This is a genomic window from Halorubrum kocurii JCM 14978 (assembly GCF_000337355.1).
Lineage (GTDB): Archaea > Halobacteriota > Halobacteria > Halobacteriales > Haloferacaceae > Halorubrum > Halorubrum kocurii.
The window spans coordinates 15,776-31,857 of the sequence record NZ_AOJH01000061.1; the positions used below are offsets into that span (position 1 = coordinate 15,776).

16 protein-coding genes and 2 tRNA genes are annotated in these 16,082 nt (G+C 70.3%); 6 read left to right on the forward strand and 12 right to left on the reverse strand.

The window, feature by feature from the left end; all coding sequences use genetic code 11:
* A complete protein-coding gene (locus C468_RS09270; RefSeq protein ID WP_008848626.1) occupies positions 1–327 on the forward strand; it encodes a hypothetical protein in 327 nt (108 codons plus the stop codon).
* A 108-nt stretch (positions 328–435) separates the two neighbouring features.
* Positions 436–762: a NifU family protein gene (locus C468_RS09275; RefSeq protein WP_008005609.1), complete on the forward strand. Its 327-nt coding sequence runs from the start codon at positions 436–438 to the stop codon at positions 760–762.
* Between the two features lie 12 nt (positions 763–774).
* Here the strand turns inward: C468_RS09275 and C468_RS09280 are convergent, their stop codons facing one another.
* The 4 genes from C468_RS09280 to C468_RS09295 form a co-directional block, all read right to left on the reverse strand.
* Positions 775–1,917, reverse strand: a complete 1,143-nt coding sequence (locus tag C468_RS09280) for a glutamate-cysteine ligase family protein (RefSeq protein ID WP_008848627.1) — start codon at positions 1,915–1,917, stop codon at positions 775–777.
* 327 nt (positions 1,918–2,244) lie between these two features.
* The gene (locus C468_RS09285; protein ID WP_008848628.1) at positions 2,245–6,138 is read right to left on the reverse strand and encodes a glycoside hydrolase family 97 catalytic domain-containing protein; all 3,894 of its coding nucleotides are present in this window, start codon (positions 6,136–6,138) and stop codon (positions 2,245–2,247) included.
* 160 nt (positions 6,139–6,298) lie between these two features.
* On the reverse strand, positions 6,299–7,759 hold the full coding sequence (locus tag C468_RS09290; protein ID WP_008848629.1) for a DUF402 domain-containing protein: 1,461 nt from the start codon (positions 7,757–7,759) through the stop codon (positions 6,299–6,301).
* Positions 7,756–8,169, reverse strand: a complete 414-nt coding sequence (locus C468_RS09295) for a DUF7532 family protein (protein WP_008848630.1) — start codon at positions 8,167–8,169, stop codon at positions 7,756–7,758. The genes C468_RS09290 and C468_RS09295 overlap by 4 nt, the downstream gene beginning before the upstream one ends.
* 131 nt (positions 8,170–8,300) lie before the next feature.
* Between C468_RS09295 and C468_RS09300 the strand changes: the two genes are divergently transcribed.
* Complete coding sequence (locus tag C468_RS09300; protein ID WP_008848631.1) at positions 8,301–9,311, forward strand: PrsW family intramembrane metalloprotease; 1,011 nt, start codon at positions 8,301–8,303, stop codon at positions 9,309–9,311.
* Between the two features lie 87 nt (positions 9,312–9,398).
* Here C468_RS09300 and C468_RS09305 read toward each other — a convergent pair whose 3' ends face one another.
* From C468_RS09305 to C468_RS09320, 4 genes are all read right to left on the reverse strand, one after another.
* On the reverse strand, positions 9,399–10,379 hold the full coding sequence (locus C468_RS09305; protein ID WP_008848632.1) for an ROK family protein: 981 nt from the start codon (positions 10,377–10,379) through the stop codon (positions 9,399–9,401).
* Positions 10,380–10,515: 136 nt separating this feature from the next.
* The gene (locus C468_RS09310) at positions 10,516–10,974 is read right to left on the reverse strand and encodes a universal stress protein (RefSeq protein ID WP_008848633.1); all 459 of its coding nucleotides are present in this window, start codon (positions 10,972–10,974) and stop codon (positions 10,516–10,518) included.
* Positions 10,975–11,136: 162 nt separating this feature from the next.
* On the reverse strand, positions 11,137–11,520 hold the full coding sequence (locus tag C468_RS09315) for a DUF5611 family protein (RefSeq protein WP_008848634.1): 384 nt from the start codon (positions 11,518–11,520) through the stop codon (positions 11,137–11,139).
* A 167-nt stretch (positions 11,521–11,687) separates the two neighbouring features.
* Positions 11,688–12,854, reverse strand: coding sequence for a DUF7093 family protein (locus tag C468_RS09320; protein WP_008848635.1), 1,167 nt, complete (start codon positions 12,852–12,854; stop codon positions 11,688–11,690).
* 191 nt (positions 12,855–13,045) lie between these two features.
* Here C468_RS09320 and C468_RS09325 point away from each other — a divergent pair, with 191 nt between their 5' ends.
* Positions 13,046–13,360, forward strand: coding sequence for a 2Fe-2S iron-sulfur cluster-binding protein (locus tag C468_RS09325; protein ID WP_008848636.1), 315 nt, complete (start codon positions 13,046–13,048; stop codon positions 13,358–13,360).
* A gap of 222 nt (positions 13,361–13,582) precedes the next feature.
* On the opposite strand, the gene C468_RS09330 is transcribed toward C468_RS09325, so the two are convergent.
* Positions 13,583–13,777 carry a cold-shock protein gene (locus C468_RS09330; RefSeq protein ID WP_004048101.1) on the reverse strand — a complete coding sequence of 65 codons (195 nt, stop codon included), beginning with the start codon at positions 13,775–13,777 and terminating at the stop codon, positions 13,583–13,585.
* A gap of 250 nt (positions 13,778–14,027) precedes the next feature.
* Here C468_RS09330 and C468_RS09335 point away from each other — a divergent pair, with 250 nt between their 5' ends.
* On the forward strand, positions 14,028–14,570 hold the full coding sequence (locus C468_RS09335; protein WP_008848637.1) for a hypothetical protein: 543 nt from the start codon (positions 14,028–14,030) through the stop codon (positions 14,568–14,570).
* A 73-nt stretch (positions 14,571–14,643) separates the two neighbouring features.
* Positions 14,644–14,973, forward strand: coding sequence for a zinc ribbon domain-containing protein (locus tag C468_RS09340; RefSeq protein ID WP_008848638.1), 330 nt, complete (start codon positions 14,644–14,646; stop codon positions 14,971–14,973).
* Here C468_RS09340 and C468_RS09345 read toward each other — a convergent pair.
* The 3 genes from C468_RS09345 to C468_RS09355 form a co-directional block, all read right to left on the reverse strand.
* Positions 14,931–15,446 carry a DoxX family protein gene (locus tag C468_RS09345; protein WP_008848639.1) on the reverse strand — a complete coding sequence of 172 codons (516 nt, stop codon included), beginning with the start codon at positions 15,444–15,446 and terminating at the stop codon, positions 14,931–14,933. The two genes, C468_RS09340 and C468_RS09345, sit on opposite strands and share 43 nt — an antisense overlap.
* Before the next feature lie 316 nt (positions 15,447–15,762).
* Positions 15,763–15,836: transfer RNA gene (locus tag C468_RS09350), tRNA-Phe, on the reverse strand.
* Between the two features lie 150 nt (positions 15,837–15,986).
* Positions 15,987–16,057: transfer RNA gene (locus tag C468_RS09355), tRNA-Pro, on the reverse strand.
* Positions 16,058–16,082 lie beyond the last annotated feature (25 nt).

Here is a 16,082-nt window from a genome sequence, read left to right on the forward strand (position 1 = left end):
ATGTCTCTCAGCACGGTCCTCGGCGCCGGGATCGCCGCGCTCCTCGTCGCGGTCGCGGCCGCAGCCGTCTACCGCGACGCCGGTCGGGTCGGCGTCGACCTCGGGTCGCCGCCCCTGTGGGCCGCCTTCGTCGTCGTCACGTCCGGCGCCGCGGCGGTCACCGCCCTCCTCGTCCCCGACGCGCCGCTTCCCGGCGTGCTCGTGTTGGCCGCGCTCGGACCGCTCCTGTACCTCCTCGAACGCGACGACTCGCTGCACGGCGACGACCCGGCCGACCCGACGCGGCTCCCGAGCGACGGGGAGGACGCGGACCGGTCGGACGAGTGACCGGCCCCTTCCAGTTCCGGGCGGATCGACGATGACACAGTTCCTTTCTCGCTTCTGCCGTGCTCTCAAACCGCAAGCTTCCATAACCTTGACCGCGAAGTGGAGGTAATGAGCGACGAGAGCCTCGCGGACCGGGTCGAAGAGTGGATGGTCGGACAGATGCCGATCATCCAGATGCACGGCGGCACGAGCGTCGTGCGCGAGGCGGACGCCGAGACCGGCGAGGTCGTCGTCGAGCTCGGCGGCACCTGCTCGGGGTGCGGCATCTCGAACATCACCGCGGACAACATCCGCCGCGACCTGATCATGGACTTCGACGAGGTGGAGAACGTGACAGTGCGGTCCGCCTCCTCCGGCGATCAGGGCGCCTCCACCGTCGAGGGCGGCCGCGGCGGCGAGCTAAAACACGAGACCGAGTCCGCGAACCACTTCTGAGAGCGACCGCGATCACCGCGCCGGTCGTCGGCGGCGGATGTCGCGTTTCAACCGGTCAGCGTAGTCGAGCCGCGTCTGTCTCGCCTCCGCCGTCGAGAGCGACCCGCCGTCTTGCAGCTCCCCCGAGAGGGGCTCGTACGCGTCCACGTCGAACCCCATCCGCTCGAGGTACGACCGAACCTCGTCCGCCTCGAGCCCGTCGCGGACGGCGGCCTCGACGCGCGCTTCGACCGCGTCGAACGACGGCAGCACGACGGCGTCGTCCGTCACGCGTCCCTCGTCGCCTCCGATCTGCACCCCCGTTGTCACGGCCCGGTCGACGACGTCGACGAGGTCGTCCGCCAGCCGAACGACCTGGCTCGGGAGCGCGGCGTCCGGCGAACGCCACTCGACCGTCGAGAACGCCGCTCGGAGCTTGACGGGAACCCACACCGCGTCCTCCGGCGTGAAGCAGGCCTCGACGGTCTCCCTGTCGCAGCCGGCGGTGACTGCCTCGGTAACGAACGCCTCGTACCGACGCTCGAGCCGCCTCGCCCACTCCTCGGTGTCTTCGACATACGGCCACAGCTCGCCCTGCCTGGGGAGGTGTTCGTACGCCAGCCGGCGGTAGAGCACCGACCGCGCGCTGGCGGCCAGCGGCTCCCCTTCGAAGTACGGTGAGGAGTTGACGAGCGCTAACGCCGGGTCGAGCCCGGTGAGGGCGTTCAGCTGGTCGACCGCGTGGCCTGGCTGCTGTTCGACGTGGACGTGCGTGCCGGCACAGTGCCGAACGTACTCGAAGCGGTCCCCGACTACGCGGTCCTGAATGCGCGTCCGCTCGCTCTCGAGGTCGGCGATCTCGCCGTCGTGGAGCGGCGTCGCCAACGGGACGAGCGCCTTGTCGAGCTCGTCGGCCCGCCGCGAGACCCGACCGACGCGGTCGAACAGCTCGTCGCGGAGCTCCGCCGTCGACTCGCACGGCGTCGTCTTGATCTCGAGGAGCGGACTGACGAACTCGCGTTCGACCCCGGCGGACGCGTCGACGAGCTCGCCCGGGTCGGTGAGCCGCCCGTCGCCGTCGATCACCCAGTACTCGACCTCGACGCTGCGCCGCATCGGCCCGGGACTGCCGGCCGATCCACCGTCCGACTCGTCCGCTCCGGCAGCGTCGCTCACGGTCCCTCTGCCCGGTCGTCGGTTCCCTCCCGCTCGCTCGCTCGAATCGGTGTGGCAGATGTGATATATGTTAGCACAGCACTGGATCTTCACAGCGAACTAATAATCCTTATGCAGGTCTCGTTCTATACTCCTCAAATACTTTGTATTCATTTAGGACTCGACCAAATTTATAAATGAGTGGCCACTTTTATTCCGCTTCGCGTCGGCTTCGGCGATCGGTGTCGGACGATCCTCCCGCAGGTGAGCGTGGTCGAACGGCCCGCTCTCGCAAAGACCCGGCGGCCGACCCGGCTTTCTCGGCTCTCGTCCCGGCACTTTGACCCCCTACAGCGACGTGAACGGCAGCGTCGCTAGCGAGTCGGGGCCGTAGTCGAGCGCCGCGGACTGGCTCGTTCCCTCCGGCGTCACCAGGTCGATGACGCTCGGGGTGTTGTCGACGGCGTCCTCGCGCGCGCCGCCGAAGACGTACCCGCCGGCGTCGACCTGCACGTCGCGGAACGCGCCGTAGTCGGCGGATCCGACGACCGGACAGACCTCCCAGTCGGCGATGTCGGCCCCGCCGAGCGTCGCCTTCGGGACCGAGACGACGGCGACGTTCGAGTCGAGAGCGGCGAACCGCTCCGGCGAGCCGAGTTCGGCGTTCTCGTCGTCGACGACGGTACCGCCGCCGAACCCGTCCGAACTGACCCGGTACTGCCACGGGTCGGCAAATTCGGCGGTGACGTTCAGGTCGCCGATCTCGGTCGTCCGCCCGCCGTCGTGCTCCGGGTCGCGCAGGTAGACGACGAAGTAGTGCGGCGAGAAGTCCCCGCCGAACCCGGTGTACAGGTTCTCGACCTCGAAGGCGAACCGGTACTCCCCTTCGGTCTCCAGCACGCGGAACGAGCGCAAGTCGAACGCTCCCGCTTGGAACGCGTCGGCCGTCGGATAGGCGTACTCGCCGGGCCCGTCGTCGTCGCCCCGCGGATCGGTGAGCTCCGCCACCACGTCGCCGGGCGCGACCGTGACGGTCTCCGTCGCCAGTTCGGCCCCGCCGTCGGCCTCGCGGACGACCACCTCGAACGTGCCGATCCGCGAGATGTCGAACCCGAGGTCGACCGTTTCGTCCGTCGCGTTCGGCGGGAGCCGAACGTTGCCGACCGCCTCGAACTCGCCGTCGACGAGGACCTCCACGGTCGTCCCGCCCACGAACCCGGCGTCGTTGGAGCCGGTCGCGGTGACGAACGACTCGCCGAGGCCGGCCTCGTCGGCGATAGACACCGAGAACGTCTGTTCCGGCCGCTCGTACTCCGGAAGGCTGGTTATCTCGCCGCCCCGCGCCGGGCGCAGCCTGACGGCCGTCCCGCCGCTCGTCGCCATCGACGCGAGCAGGGTCGTCTCGGGGTCGACGACCGCCTCGTCGACGCGGACGCCCGTCGGGTCGGCGTCCACCCCGGCGCCGACGGCGTCCGAGTGAATCTCGGCCACGTACTTCGGGCCGCCGCGGCCGTTTCCGTCGCCGGTGCTGTCGTCCCCGCCGCCGCGGTTCCCCTTCCCGCCCGAGTTCCCGGGCGCGAGGAACTCGAGCGGCACGTCGACCGCCCGTCCGTCGCCGTCGGTCATGGCGCCGACGTACCACTCGTCGCCGTGTCTGCGAGCGATCGAGAGGTAGTCGCCGATCGCCGAGCCGACGACGCGGGTCTCGTCCCAGCCGGCCGCCGGCACCGACTCGATGAAGCCGAACTCGGGCTCCGCGTCGAAGTTCTCGTTCTCCGGGACGTACCCCTCGTACTCGGCGGGGACCGGCGACGGCTCGCCGGCCTCGGTGACGGCGACCGCGTTGAGGTTGAACCCGCCGACGTCGCCGGTGAACCCCTCGTCGCCCTCCGCGTACTCGACCTCGATCGCGACCTCGTTGTCGCCCGCGTCGAGGTCGACCGCGGTCGTGAACAGGTCCCAGTCGTCCCAGTAGTCGGTGAACCCGGGCTCGATCGTCTCGCGCTCGCCGTTGACGCGGAGGGTCGCCCGCGGGCCGCCGGCGTCGATCACTCGGCCGGCGTTCTCCTCGGGGGCGCTCGCGTATCGCAGGCGGAGGTCGTACGTCCCGGCCGCGGGGACGTCGCGGACCGTGAACGAGACCGACGACCCGTTCGGCGCGCGGTTGGGATCGACGGCGACGAAGTTGGTGCCGAACGCGTTCCGCCACGAGTCGTCGGTGACGAATCCGTCGACGTCGCCCGCGGCGGCCTGGAGCGCCTCGCCGACCTCGAACGTTTCGTCGACGTACGCCTCGACGCGGTCGGCGGCCATCTGGAGCCCGCTCAGGTACGTCGGGTACATCGCGAGCTGTTTCGCCCGCGTCGTCTGGACCCGGCCGCCGCGGTCGTCGGTGAAGGTGATATCGAAGATGCCCGGCTGGTAGCTCACCGGCCCCGCGAGGTTCCGCGTGAACGGGAGCGTGACGTGGTGGTCGCGGCCGACGTTCGAGCCGAGCTGGCCGAACCCGTCGTACTCCTGGGCCTTGACGACCTCGCGGTTCGCCACGTTCGGGTAGGTGCGGATCTCGCCGGTCGGCTTGATCCCCTCGTGAATCTCCAGCAGCTGGCGGTTCGCGGCCGCCTCGCGGATCACCAGCCGGTGGTGGTTCACCGCGAGCTGGTTGTGCTGATTGTGGGTCGGCTCGGACCCGTCGCCGTCGATGCCGAGGCCCGGGTCGGAGACGTAGCCGTTCTTGATCGAGTTGATCCCCTGCTCGTCGTACGCCGCGAACACGTCCTCGTCGAGGACCGAGTCCTCGTAGTTCGGGAGGTTCCCGGCGGTCTCGTTGTGGATCGTCATCTCGACCGGCTCCGGCAGCGACGCGCCGAACTCGGTCGCCTCCCGCACGTCGAAGTCGGGGGTGGAGTCGTCGACGCCGAACGCGAGCCCCGAGCCGTCGCCGGGGTAGGTGTCCCACCCCTCGTTCCACCCCTCGACGAGGACGCTGTCGATGCCGTTCTCGCTCGCGAACCGCATGTACCGCTTCATCCGCTCGGTCCGGGCGCCGTGGGTGTAGGCGGCGGGGTTCCCGCCCTCGGCCGCGATCGCGTCGTCGGACTTGTACTCCCAGTTGGCCGACCCGGCGATCATCGTCCACCAGATGCCGACGTACGTCCGAGGCTCGATCCAGTCGGTGTCGGGCGCGCCGCCGACGGTCGGGAGCGCCGACTCGTCCAGCGGGTCGGAGAGCAGGGGGACGAGCTGCGACTCGATCAGCCCGCCCGGCCGGTCGACGAGCTGTATCGTCCGCCACGGGGTCGTCGCGGGGAGCTCGAGCGACGCCTTCGTCCCGTCGGGCAGCGGGGTGAGCGCCGTGCGGAACGCGGTGCTGCCGCCGTCACGCGGGGCGAGCGTCGCCGCCGCGTAGTCGTCGAGGTTCGCCTCGTGGACGCTCAGGTACGCGTCGCCGGCGTCGACCGTCAGCGGCGTGTGCGCGCCCTCGCGGATCGGCGTGTCCGTCGGTCGGGTCCGACGGGTCCCTCCCGGGATCTCCGAGAGCGGCGTCTCCGCGTACTCCTGCTCGAAGCGCGGGTTGGTCACCTCGTTTCCGATCCACCAGGCGTCGTAGTCGTCCGCGAACGCGACGCCCGTGTTCTCCGCCTCGATCACCGCCCGCTCGGCGTTGCTCGCGAAGCCCTCGCCGAGCACGACGCGGAGGCCGATCCCGTCGTCGAAGACCCGGACCTCGAGGACGGCGCTCCGCCCGTCCACCGCGTCGGCCCCGCCGACCGCCGCACTGCCTTCCACGTCCCCGTCGGTGAGCCCGACGCGCAGGGCGTTGTAGTCGGCCGCCGCCTCGTCGACGGCGCCCCACACCGGCTCCCACCGCTCGGTGTCCGCCCCGCGCTCGGTCCCCGTGACGGTCAGGGGGACGGTGCCTCCGTCCGTCGCGCTCGACGCGCCGAACGACGCCTGGTTCCGGAAGTCGAACCCGAGCGGCGACGGCTCGACGTACGTCGTCCCGCCGCGGGCGACCTCGTACGTCGGGACCCCGTCGGCGACGTCGACCGTCACGGCGATCGACCCGTCAGGCGACTCGACCGTCTGGACAGGGTCGTCCGCGTCGTTCGCGACCGTCTCGGCGTCCGCGGCCGAGACGTCCCGCGAGTACGCGGCCGCGGCCACCAGCGCCCCCACGCCGCCGAGGAACCCCCGGCGTGTCGTCTCTCGAAATTCGTGCTGTGATTCTTTTTCGTCCATTGTGCGTTTGCCATGAATACGGTGATTTATAATGTTATTGTAACGAACGAGAGGTGTTTCATCCGTTCGTATCCGAGTTAAAAATACGCGGGGACGGGGCGATTCGGTGCGTAATCGGGGTCGAGCGGCGTCGACCGCGGGGCGGCGTCGACCCGTTCGCTTATAAAGCGTTCTCCAGCGCGGACGCGACGGTCCGCGCCTTCTCCGCCAGCGGCTCCGGAACCTCGCCGGCTGCCTCCGCGTCCCGCAGCTCGTCGTCGTCGACGCGCTCGACGGTCCCGTCGGTGTGTTTCATCACGTCGACGTGGAGGTCCACGTAGCGGGCGGCGTCCGGGAACACCTCGACCGGCGTGCAGACGTTGACGTAGGTCCCGCGCACCGCCCCGTCGCGGCCGCGGTACGTCGTCGGGTACCACCACCGTCCCTCCTTCAGGCTGGTCTCGGCCACGTCGCCGGCCTCGCGGGGCACGTCCAGCCCGTCATAGGTGCCACCGCCGGTCATCTCGCGCTCGACCGTGACCGAGCCGTCGGCGCCGACGGCCGTCACCGTCGCCTCGCCCAGCGTGATCAGCCGGCCGTCGGGCTTGCCGTGTTCGAGCCGGAGCGCGTCGCCCTCGGCCGGACCGAACGCGTCCGCCACGACCCCGAACGGGAACGCGGCGTCGGCGTCGGGCTCGCACAGCGCCTCCGCGAGGTCGACGCCGGCGGACGCGTCCGCAGACCCTGCCTTCACGCGGTGGTGGCCCGGCATCGTCGCGGTCGCCTTCCGCCGCCGGTCGTCGAGCGCGAACCGGCTCTCGCGGCCGAACCACACCCAGACGCCGGCGTTGGGCCGCGCGAGCGGCACCTCGCGCACGAGGTCCGAGTCGTCGAGGACGCCGGCGCCCCCGGCCGTGTCGACGGCGTCGCCGAGCCCCTCGGCGGCCGCGACTGCCCGGTCGAGCTCTGCTCGCAGCTCCTCGGTCCCGGCGTCGACCGCGGGGGGCTTCCAGACCGCGCGCCACCCCTCCGGCGGCTCCAGCCCGAGCAGGTCGAGCATCCCCGACAGCTCCCGAGCGGCCTCGTCGTTCCGCACGTCGACGCGCGTGCCGGAGCCCGGCTCGAGCGCGACCAGCCCGCCGCCCGCCCGCAGCGACCCGTCCAGTTCCGGGCGGCGGTCCGTCCACGGCGCCGCGGACTCGCGGACCTGCACCCGGACCGGATCGCCCGTCTCGATCCGGTCCTCGACGCTCCCGTAGGGAAGGTACCCCTCGGCGGTGGCGTCGTCGCCGCCCCCGCGTTCGTCCCCGACGCGAAGCCGGACGACCCCCCCGCCGCCGAGCGTCTCCGTCACCGTCCCGTCGAGGACGGTTCCGGGCGGAGTCGGGTCGGCCCACGCCAGCGCGTCGAGACCGACGTCGGTCAGGAGCGCTCTGAGAGCCCCCACCGTGTCCGGGTCGCCGTGCGCGCCGACGCCCTGCCGGTCCGCCGTCGTCGAGACCCGCGCGTCCGGCGGCGCCGTCTCGAACTCGGCGTCGAAGCGTCGCCGGATCGGCGCCGAGGCGTCGACGACCTCGTGGCCCGCGTCCAGCAGGGCCTCCGTGAGCGCCGTCGCGTAGATGCCGCGCACGCGGGCGTTCATAGCTCGCCGGGGTCGCGCGCGAACCGGACGCGGTCGTGGACGGTCGCGCCGAGCGAGAGCTCGACGAGGACGGGAGTCTCGTCGTCCCCCTCCTCGCTCACCGTCTCCGCGGTCCGCAACACCCGCCCGCCCTCGACCGGGACGCCCCAGCCGTCGAGCGACAGGTAGCCGCGGAGGTCGCTCCCGTGGGTGAACAGGTCCACGTCGGCCGTCGCGTGCTCCTGTCTCTCGGCGGTGCTGTGTGCCATTTCCATGTCGGAGTAGTAGGGTCCCGCCGGCTCGAAGAACTCCCGGAGGCGGTCGGCGTCCTCGGCGACCAGCTCGGCGACCCGGTCGGACACCGTCGCGATCGCGTCCGCGTCGAGCCCCGCCTCGCGGAGGGCCCGCTGGGTCCGTGCGTCGAAGTGCATACCACCCCTTCGACCGCGGCGGTTTCAACACTGTCGGGTCCGTCGCGTCCCGCTCGACGGCGGACCGACCCCGGTCCGACCGCACCCCAAACCGGCCACGGCTTAAGTCGACCCAGACCGAATTCGGTGACATGCCATCTCGGTCGGACCCGGTCGAGTCGCGCGCCGACGACGACCGCGACCTCTACGACATCGCCACGTGGGAGGAACGCACCTCCCTCGACGGGCTCTCCGTCGCGTTACACTGGCTCATCACCCGGTCGGCGAAGGCGCTCGTCGTCTTCGTCGCGCTCCTCGGGCTCCTCGCGATCCTCGGCTCCTTCGGGCTCGGACTCGTGTTCGATCCGGCCATCGCGATGCTCGTCGGGCTCTCCGCGGTCCCCGCGTTCGGGCTCGCCGCGTACGTGTACGTCTCCGACGTGACCACCGGCGAACCGCTCTCGCTGCTCGTGGCGACGTTCCTGCTGTCGATCCTGACCGCGACGTTCGCGGCGGTCCTCAACAGCTACGCGCAGCCGTTCTTCGACCCGTTCGGCTTCCTCGGACTCGTCCTCTTCTTTTTCGTGATCGTCGGGCCGATCGAGGAGTCGGTGAAGCTGCTCGCGGTCCGGCTGTACGCCTACACCGACGACCGGTTCGACGCGGTCATCGACGGCGCGGTGTACGGCGCCATCGCCGGGCTCGGATTCGTCGTCATCGAGAACCTGGTGTACATCGCTCAGACCGTCGAGCTGGGGGAACTATCGCTCAGTATCGCCACGCTCGGTGCGGGCGACGGGATCGCCGCGCTGCGCGCGCTGGCCGGCCCGGGACACGTCATCTACTCCGCGTTCGCGGGGTACTACCTCGGGCTCGCCAAGTTCAACCCGGGAAACCGCGGGCCGATCGTCGTGAAGGGGCTCGTCATCGCTGCCGCGATCCACGCGCTGTACAACTCGCTGGTCGGGCCGGTGACGACGGTGCTCTCGCTGGCGACCGGGCTGCCGCAGCTCGTCTCGCTGTTCGTCTTCGTGATCCTGTTTCAGGGGGCGTTCGGGTACGTCCTCCTGCGGAAGATCCGCCGGTACCGGGACGCGTACCTCGAGACGCGCGACGCGGTCGATCCCGCCCTCAAGCCCGAAATGACCGAGTTCGAGGACTAATCCGGGCCGTCGTCGGCCCGTCTCTCCGGTCCACCGACCCGTCTCTCCGGTCCACCGACCCGTCTCTCCGGTCCACCGACCCGCCGCTCACCCCGGCGGCGACTCCACCCGCGACCGGTCTCCCGTGCCGCCGGTGAGCGCGCTCGCGAGCGCACCCTTCACCACCACCTCGTCGCCGAGCTCGGTGAGTCTGACCTCGGGGACGTTGATGAACACCATGTCGGCGAGCTTCTCGCGGATCGGGTCGAGCACCCGCTCGGGGTTGTTGAGCGCGACCGCGCCCCCGACGCTCACGACCAGCGGGGCGTACGCGTGGATGACGTTGGCGACCCCCATGGCGTTCCAGTGGGCGACCTGATCGATCACGTGGTCGGCGAAGGTGTCCTCGCCGGCCGCCTCGAACACGTCGACCGCGGAGAAGTCGGGGTCCTCGATCGGGAGGACGGTCTCGACCGGGTCCTCCTCGTGCAGTTCGCGGGCGTACTTCGGGATGTTGTTGCCGGAGCAGTACCCCTCCCAGTGGCCGTCGAGGCCGCAGCCGCAGGTCATGAAGCCGTGCGGGTCGACGGTCATGTGGCCGACCTCGCCGGCGTTGCCGTCCCACCCGGAGAGCACGTTGCCGTCGACGGCGACGCCCGCGCCGATCCCCGAGGAGATGGTGAGGTACACCATGTCGTCGGGGTTACGCTCGGAGTGAAACCGCTCGCCGATGACGCCCGCGATGGTGTCGTTGTGGAGGTGGACCTCGTCGGTGTCTAACAACTGTGAGACCGGACCGACGAGCGGGATCCGTTCGACCGTGTCCGGGAGGTTCGCCGGCCCTTGCACGACCCCCGCGGCCAAGTCAAGGGGCCCTATCGATCCGATCCCGGCCGCGACGGCCGCGGTCGGATCGATTCCGGCGTCCTCGCACGCGCCGCGGACCACGCCGAGAACGGCCTCGGTGACAGCGATTCCGTTCGGCCCGCGCGGAGTGCCCCGCGCGTCGGATCCGAGGACGGTCGCGGTCTCGTCACCGACGACCGCGCGAACGTTCGTCGCTCCGAGGTCGACGCCCACGTAGTACATCGGGTAAACCCGCGAACCGGTGTTACTTAAGCAGGGCGCTTCCCCAGACGGTTCGCCGCGACCGGGGCGCGACGGCGGGGGTCCGCGGCGACCGGCGACGGCTCACCATCGAACCTCCTGTGCGCGTTTCGGCGCCTCAGTCGTCGATATCCCGCACGAACGTCACCGGGCACGGGGCTGAGAGCATGATCTCCTGCGCGACGCTCCCGAAGACGGCCTTTCCGGTCGGCGACCGGCTGCGTCCGCCGACGACGATTCGGTCGGCGCCGACTTCGGACGCCGCTTCGACGACCTCGTCGGCGTGGTCGCCGACGGCGCCGCGGACCGTGTGCGACACGTCGGCCTCGGTGAGGGACTTCGAGATCGCCCGCGTGGTCGTGTGCCGCCCCGCTACGGCGTCGGGGGTCGAGCTCTCGCTCGTCTCGTTGACGCGCAGCCGGGACCTGACTTCCTCGAACTCCTCGTCGCTGAACACGTGAGTCAAGACGACCTCCGCGCCCGCGGGTTTGGCCACCGCGATGGTCTCCGCTGCGAGCTGCTCGGCTCGGTCTTCGTCTTCCGTCCCGACCGCTAACATGACTGTCTCGATGCTCATACGACTCGTACGCTCCCTGATCACTTAAAGCCGTCGAACTATTAACTCGATTTTGAATAAACTTTTGCCCCAATTGGTCCGTGCACCGCGGATCGACGGCACAGCCGCTCTCGAAGCGTCGATGCGGTCGAAAAGTGAACTCGCCGAAAGCGAACTCGCCGTTCAGTAGTCGGGCGCGTCGTCTTCGACTTCGCGTTTCAGCGAGTCGCGCCGGGACTTCGCGTCGCGGCCGGTGGCCTCCAGTAAGAACTCGTTTTTCGCGTCGACCGCGTCTGCGGCGGCGTCGGCGTTGCCCTCCGCGATGACGTCCTCGGCGGGACGCTCCTCGAAGTGGACCGCGAGCTTGTCCTTCTTGCCGCCGTACTCGGCGGCGCCGGCGACGATGCGGTCGAACACGGGGTTGTCAGGGTCCTCGACGACGTACAGCTCGTGGCCCTGCCACTCCTCGGTGCCGGTGACTTCGCCGAAGTACTCCTCGATGGATCCCTTCAAGTCGGGCATGCGGTCGTCCAGATGCTCGCCGCGGCGCATCTTGTACTCCTTCATGCCGCGTTCGTTCGACAGGGGGCCGTAAACCAGTTTCGTCACGGGGTCTCCGTCCGGTTCGCCGCCGGTTCCGGATCGGCGGTCGGGCGATCACTCGGGCGACGCCGCGGCGAGTCCACGCTCGGGCGAGCCGTCCGCCCGCGTTCAGACGGGACGATTGCCGGCGTTCAAACGGGCCGCTCGTCGACGTACCCGCGCTTGCACTCCGGACAGATGTCGCCCGCGCGCATGGAGTTGCCGTCGGCGGCGCGGGTCATCTCGCACTCGGGACAGTAGTACTCCGTCGTCACCTCGGAGGTCGACGTCTCGAGGTCCGGGCTGTCGCCGCGCGTGATCCCGACGCCCTCGTCGGCCGCGCTCCCGGCCCCGCTCGCGCCGCCCGCCTCGGTTCCGGGCGCGGGCGCCTCGACGTACTCCGCGTCCTCGCCGTCGGCCGGCGGGTCCGCGGCCTCGGGCGTGAGGCCGCCGCCGAACTCCACGTCGTCAGCGCCGCCTTCGCCGACCTCGGCGCTGAACCCCTCGTCCTCACCGCCGTGTTCGGGCCACGGAGTCGGCTCCCCGTCTCCCGCCTCCGATTCGTCCACGTCGGGCCACGCGCCGCGCTCGCGGTCGTCCTCCGGCGCTTCCGTCTCGTCGAGGATCACGCCGTCGTCGGTCTCGGCGCGCTCCTCGTCGGCGGGGGTCTCCGCCGTCTCCGCCTCCGGGTACGCCGCGTACTCGCCCTCGTCGCGTTCGAGGCCGTCGCCGTCGTCGCCGAGGCCGCGCTCGGCGCTGCCCTCGTCGTCCGCGATCGACGGCCCGTCGTCGATCAGCTCCGCGCCGCCGTTGTCGTCGGCCGCTTCCGTCTCCCCGTCTACGCCCGCTCCCGCGTCAGCAGTCGGCGCGCCCGGCTTGCCGGGCTCCGCGCCCGCGGCCTCGGCGTCGACCGCGCCGGGACCCGGCTCGCCGTCGCCCGCCATCTCGGCGTCGGACCCGTCGTCGATGATCACGGCGTCGTCGCTGTCGATGTCGCCGCCGAGCCCGGCGGTATCGGCGCCTGCGATCCCCGAGCCGGTCCCGCTCTCCACGCCGTCGGCACCGACCGCATCGGCGCTCGCCCCGTGCTCCGGGTCGGCGTCGGGTCCGATCGGCTCGTCGCCCGCGACGGTGGCCTCGTCGGTCAGCTGCTCCATCGTCGTGACCTCGGTGTTCTCGCTGACCACCTGCGTCTCGCCGCAGCGAGCGCAGGTCTTCACCTCGGTGACGGTGGTGACGACCTCGTTCCCGTCCTCCTCGCGCTCGCGCCGTAGTTCGGGCTCGCCGAAATCGTGCCCGAGCAGACACCTGAGTCCCATTACGCTTCACCTGCGGGTCCGAGGGTAAAAAACGCCCTGTCCGTCGTCGGACGCCTGGCGCACGACTCTTTCGCGGGCGACGCGGGCGACGCGGGCGACGGCCCCGGCTCCGGCCGTCCCGAGCCGCGGGCGCGAGGCCCCGCGCCGCGGACACAGACTCTTTGTGGATCGCCGCTGTACCCTTCATCGACATGCCTACCGTATCCTACCAGGGCGAGGAGATCGAGTGCGAGAAGGGCGACGTGTTGCGCGACGTGTTGGCGGAGGCCGGCCTCTCCGTGTACAACGGCAAGATGAAGCAGCTCAACTGCCGAGGCGCGGGGTCGTGCGGTTCCTGCGCGGTCCAGGTCGACGGTGAGGTGAGCGAGCCGGGGAAAAAGGAGAAGACCCGCCTCTGGTTCCCACCGCACCACCCGAGTCACGACGTCCGCCTCGCCTGTCAGACGAAAGTGGAGGGCGACGTCGAGGTGACGAAGGGGCGCGGGCTCTTCGGCCAGCACATCTGATCCGGCGGTCGCACCGCTCTCCGTTTATAAATTAAAACACGCTCGGCGCCGCCGCTCGTCGTCGCCCGGCCCGCGACGGGCGGACCGATCGGCGGCGGCGACGCTCGGTGTCGTGATAAGCACCCGCGTCGGACGTGAATCCGGGGGCGGGCAGAAGTCTCGTTGTCGCGTGTCAGAGTCGCGTTCGGCGTCAGCCGGACCGACCCACCGTATCGGATCGGCTTACTGCCGAACGACGTTGGACGCGCGGGGCCCCTTGGGCGAGGACTCGATGTCGAACTCGAGCTCCTGCCCCTCTTCGAGGTCCGGCCCTTCGACGTCTTCCATGTGGAAGAACACGTCGTCGTCAGCGTCGTCAGTCTCAATAAATCCGTAGCCGCCAGTGTCGTTGAAGAAATCAACCTTTCCGGTCGCCATTGCATCTGGGTGGACGCCCGCTCAGGTGATAAGGATTGCGAGTGTACAGTTACCACGACTGTATGCGGACATTCGTTTTGTGTTCGTCAGCTATTCGGACGATCGGTGACCGTATACGCGGACTCGTACCGCACTCCCCAGCGATCCGGTGATTCTCAGTCTCACACGCGACGAAGCCGCGGTTCCCCGTTCAGGGATAGCCGCGGCTTCCGGCGTCTCCCGTCGCTCGCCCGGCCGCCCCCCGACGCTTATGCTCGACCGGGTCGAATCGGCTCGCGTGTTCCGACGCCTCCGCGAGAACGGACCGGCGCTGCTCGTGCCGGCCGCGTGGCTCGTCGTCGTCGCGGCGGTCCTCGACGTCGTCTCGACACGCGCGCTGTTCGTCGCGCACGTCGTCATGAGCGTCCTGCTCGTCGCCTTCGTCGTGGCGTCGTGGCGCGACATGTCCGCGGGCGTGCTCCGGACGTGGAAGCTCGTGATCCTCGCGGGCACCCCCGTCACGCTCGCGGGCGTCGTCGGGTTCCTGGCGCTCGGCGGGACTCTCGATCTTCCCCCGGACGCGCTGCTCGCGGTGTCGCTGTACGGCTGGGCGCTCCTCCCGGCGGCCGGCTTCGCGTCCACTCGGGGACGCGTCGAGGCGGGCGCGTGGGTATACGACCTCGGCGTCGGCTGCTGTGTCGCCGGCGCGGTCGGCGTCGCGGCCGCGCCGTCGGCGACGTGGACCGCAGTCGCGCTCGGGGTCGTCGGCGCGGGCCAGACGGCCGGCATCCTCGACGCCACCCTCCGCTACTGAGCGGTCTCGCTCAAACCCGTGCGGCTTTGCGATCACCCCACAGTATCTCCCGCTGCGGTCCCTACTCTCCCGTATGGTCGACCCCAGACTCGTCTACGTCGCGGTCGTGGGCGCGCTCCTGCTCGTCGCGTTGGGTCTCGGCGTCCGGGTCCTCTGGGGAATCGTCGGCGACGCGCGCGAGTTCCGTCGCAAGCGTCGGTCCGGAGGGTCGGAGTCGTCCACGGAACGAGGGAACGGCGATCGGAGCCCCCGGGACTCGACCGAGAGCGGTGGCAACGACGACGCCCACGACGCACTCGACGGCGCTACCCGCGTGTCGACCTGTCCGCAGTGCGGGGCGGACAACGACGCCGCGTTCGACTACTGTCGCCGCTGCGCGTCGCCGCTCCGGCCCGGCGGCTGACGCTCGCCGTCGGTCGAGTCGGGACGGGTGTACCACCACGCCCACAGCAGCAACACGCCCTGCAGCGGGAGTCGCGCCCACGCCGCCGCGCGCGCGACTCCCGAGAGGCGGTCTGGAGCGAACTCGGCCGCCACGCCGTCGGTCGCCATGTACACGTTCGCGGGGAAGACGGCGCCGAGCAGCGCCATGATCCCCCACGCGGACCCGCGCCGCGTCCGGTCGCACGCGACCCCGAGCCCCAGCCCGACCTCCGCGATCCCGGAGAGGTACACGAGGGCGCGGGGCTTGGGGAGTCCCGGCGGGACGACGCGCGCGAACGCCGTCGGCGCCAAGAAGTGCGTGACGCCCGCGATCACGTAGGCCGCGCTCATCACGTACCGGAGTCGGCGCTTCCGCCCGGCGAGCGGTCCGTCGTCGGCGTTCTCGAGGTCCGTTTCGGCATCCTCGGGGTCCGTTTCGGCGTCGTCGTTCACTCGGGTGAGTAGCGACGGACGGCTTATGAGCGTTCCTCCCGGTCGGGGCGAGACGGGTCGATACGCGGACGCGTCGCGGTCCCGCGGCAGGCGGTCGTCGGGTAGCGCCGTCGCGTGGCGGGCACGCGACAGGGTGACCTCCGGTTCGGTCGCTCCGCTCCCTCACGAGTTCGCAGGAAAATGCCGCCTCCCCGATTTGAAACGCGTGAGACTCCCTCCGGTCGTCTCACTGTTCCCCGCTCGCTTCGCTCGCGGGGACGGGAGACAGCTCGATCTTCAGTCGAGGCTAACGAATGCGGATCGCGCTGAAAAGCCATGCCGCCTCCCCGATTTGAACGGGGGACAGCTCGATCTTCAGTCGAGTGCTCTCCCAGTCTGAGCTAAGGCGGCTCGCACTCGGACCAACGCCGATTCAAGACAAAAGGATTTCGAAAGGCGGCGACCGGATCGGCGAACCGCGTCGGGTCTCGTCGTCGCCCGCTCTCTGGTTCGAACCCGCTCGCGGGCGCGGCGCTCACGATATTGTTCGCGTCGCGAAAGTGGGACCGCCCGGATTCGAACCGGGGTCACGGGCACCCAAGGCCCGGAGTATACCACTAACCCACGGTCCCGCACTCATACGTACCCGCATCGACC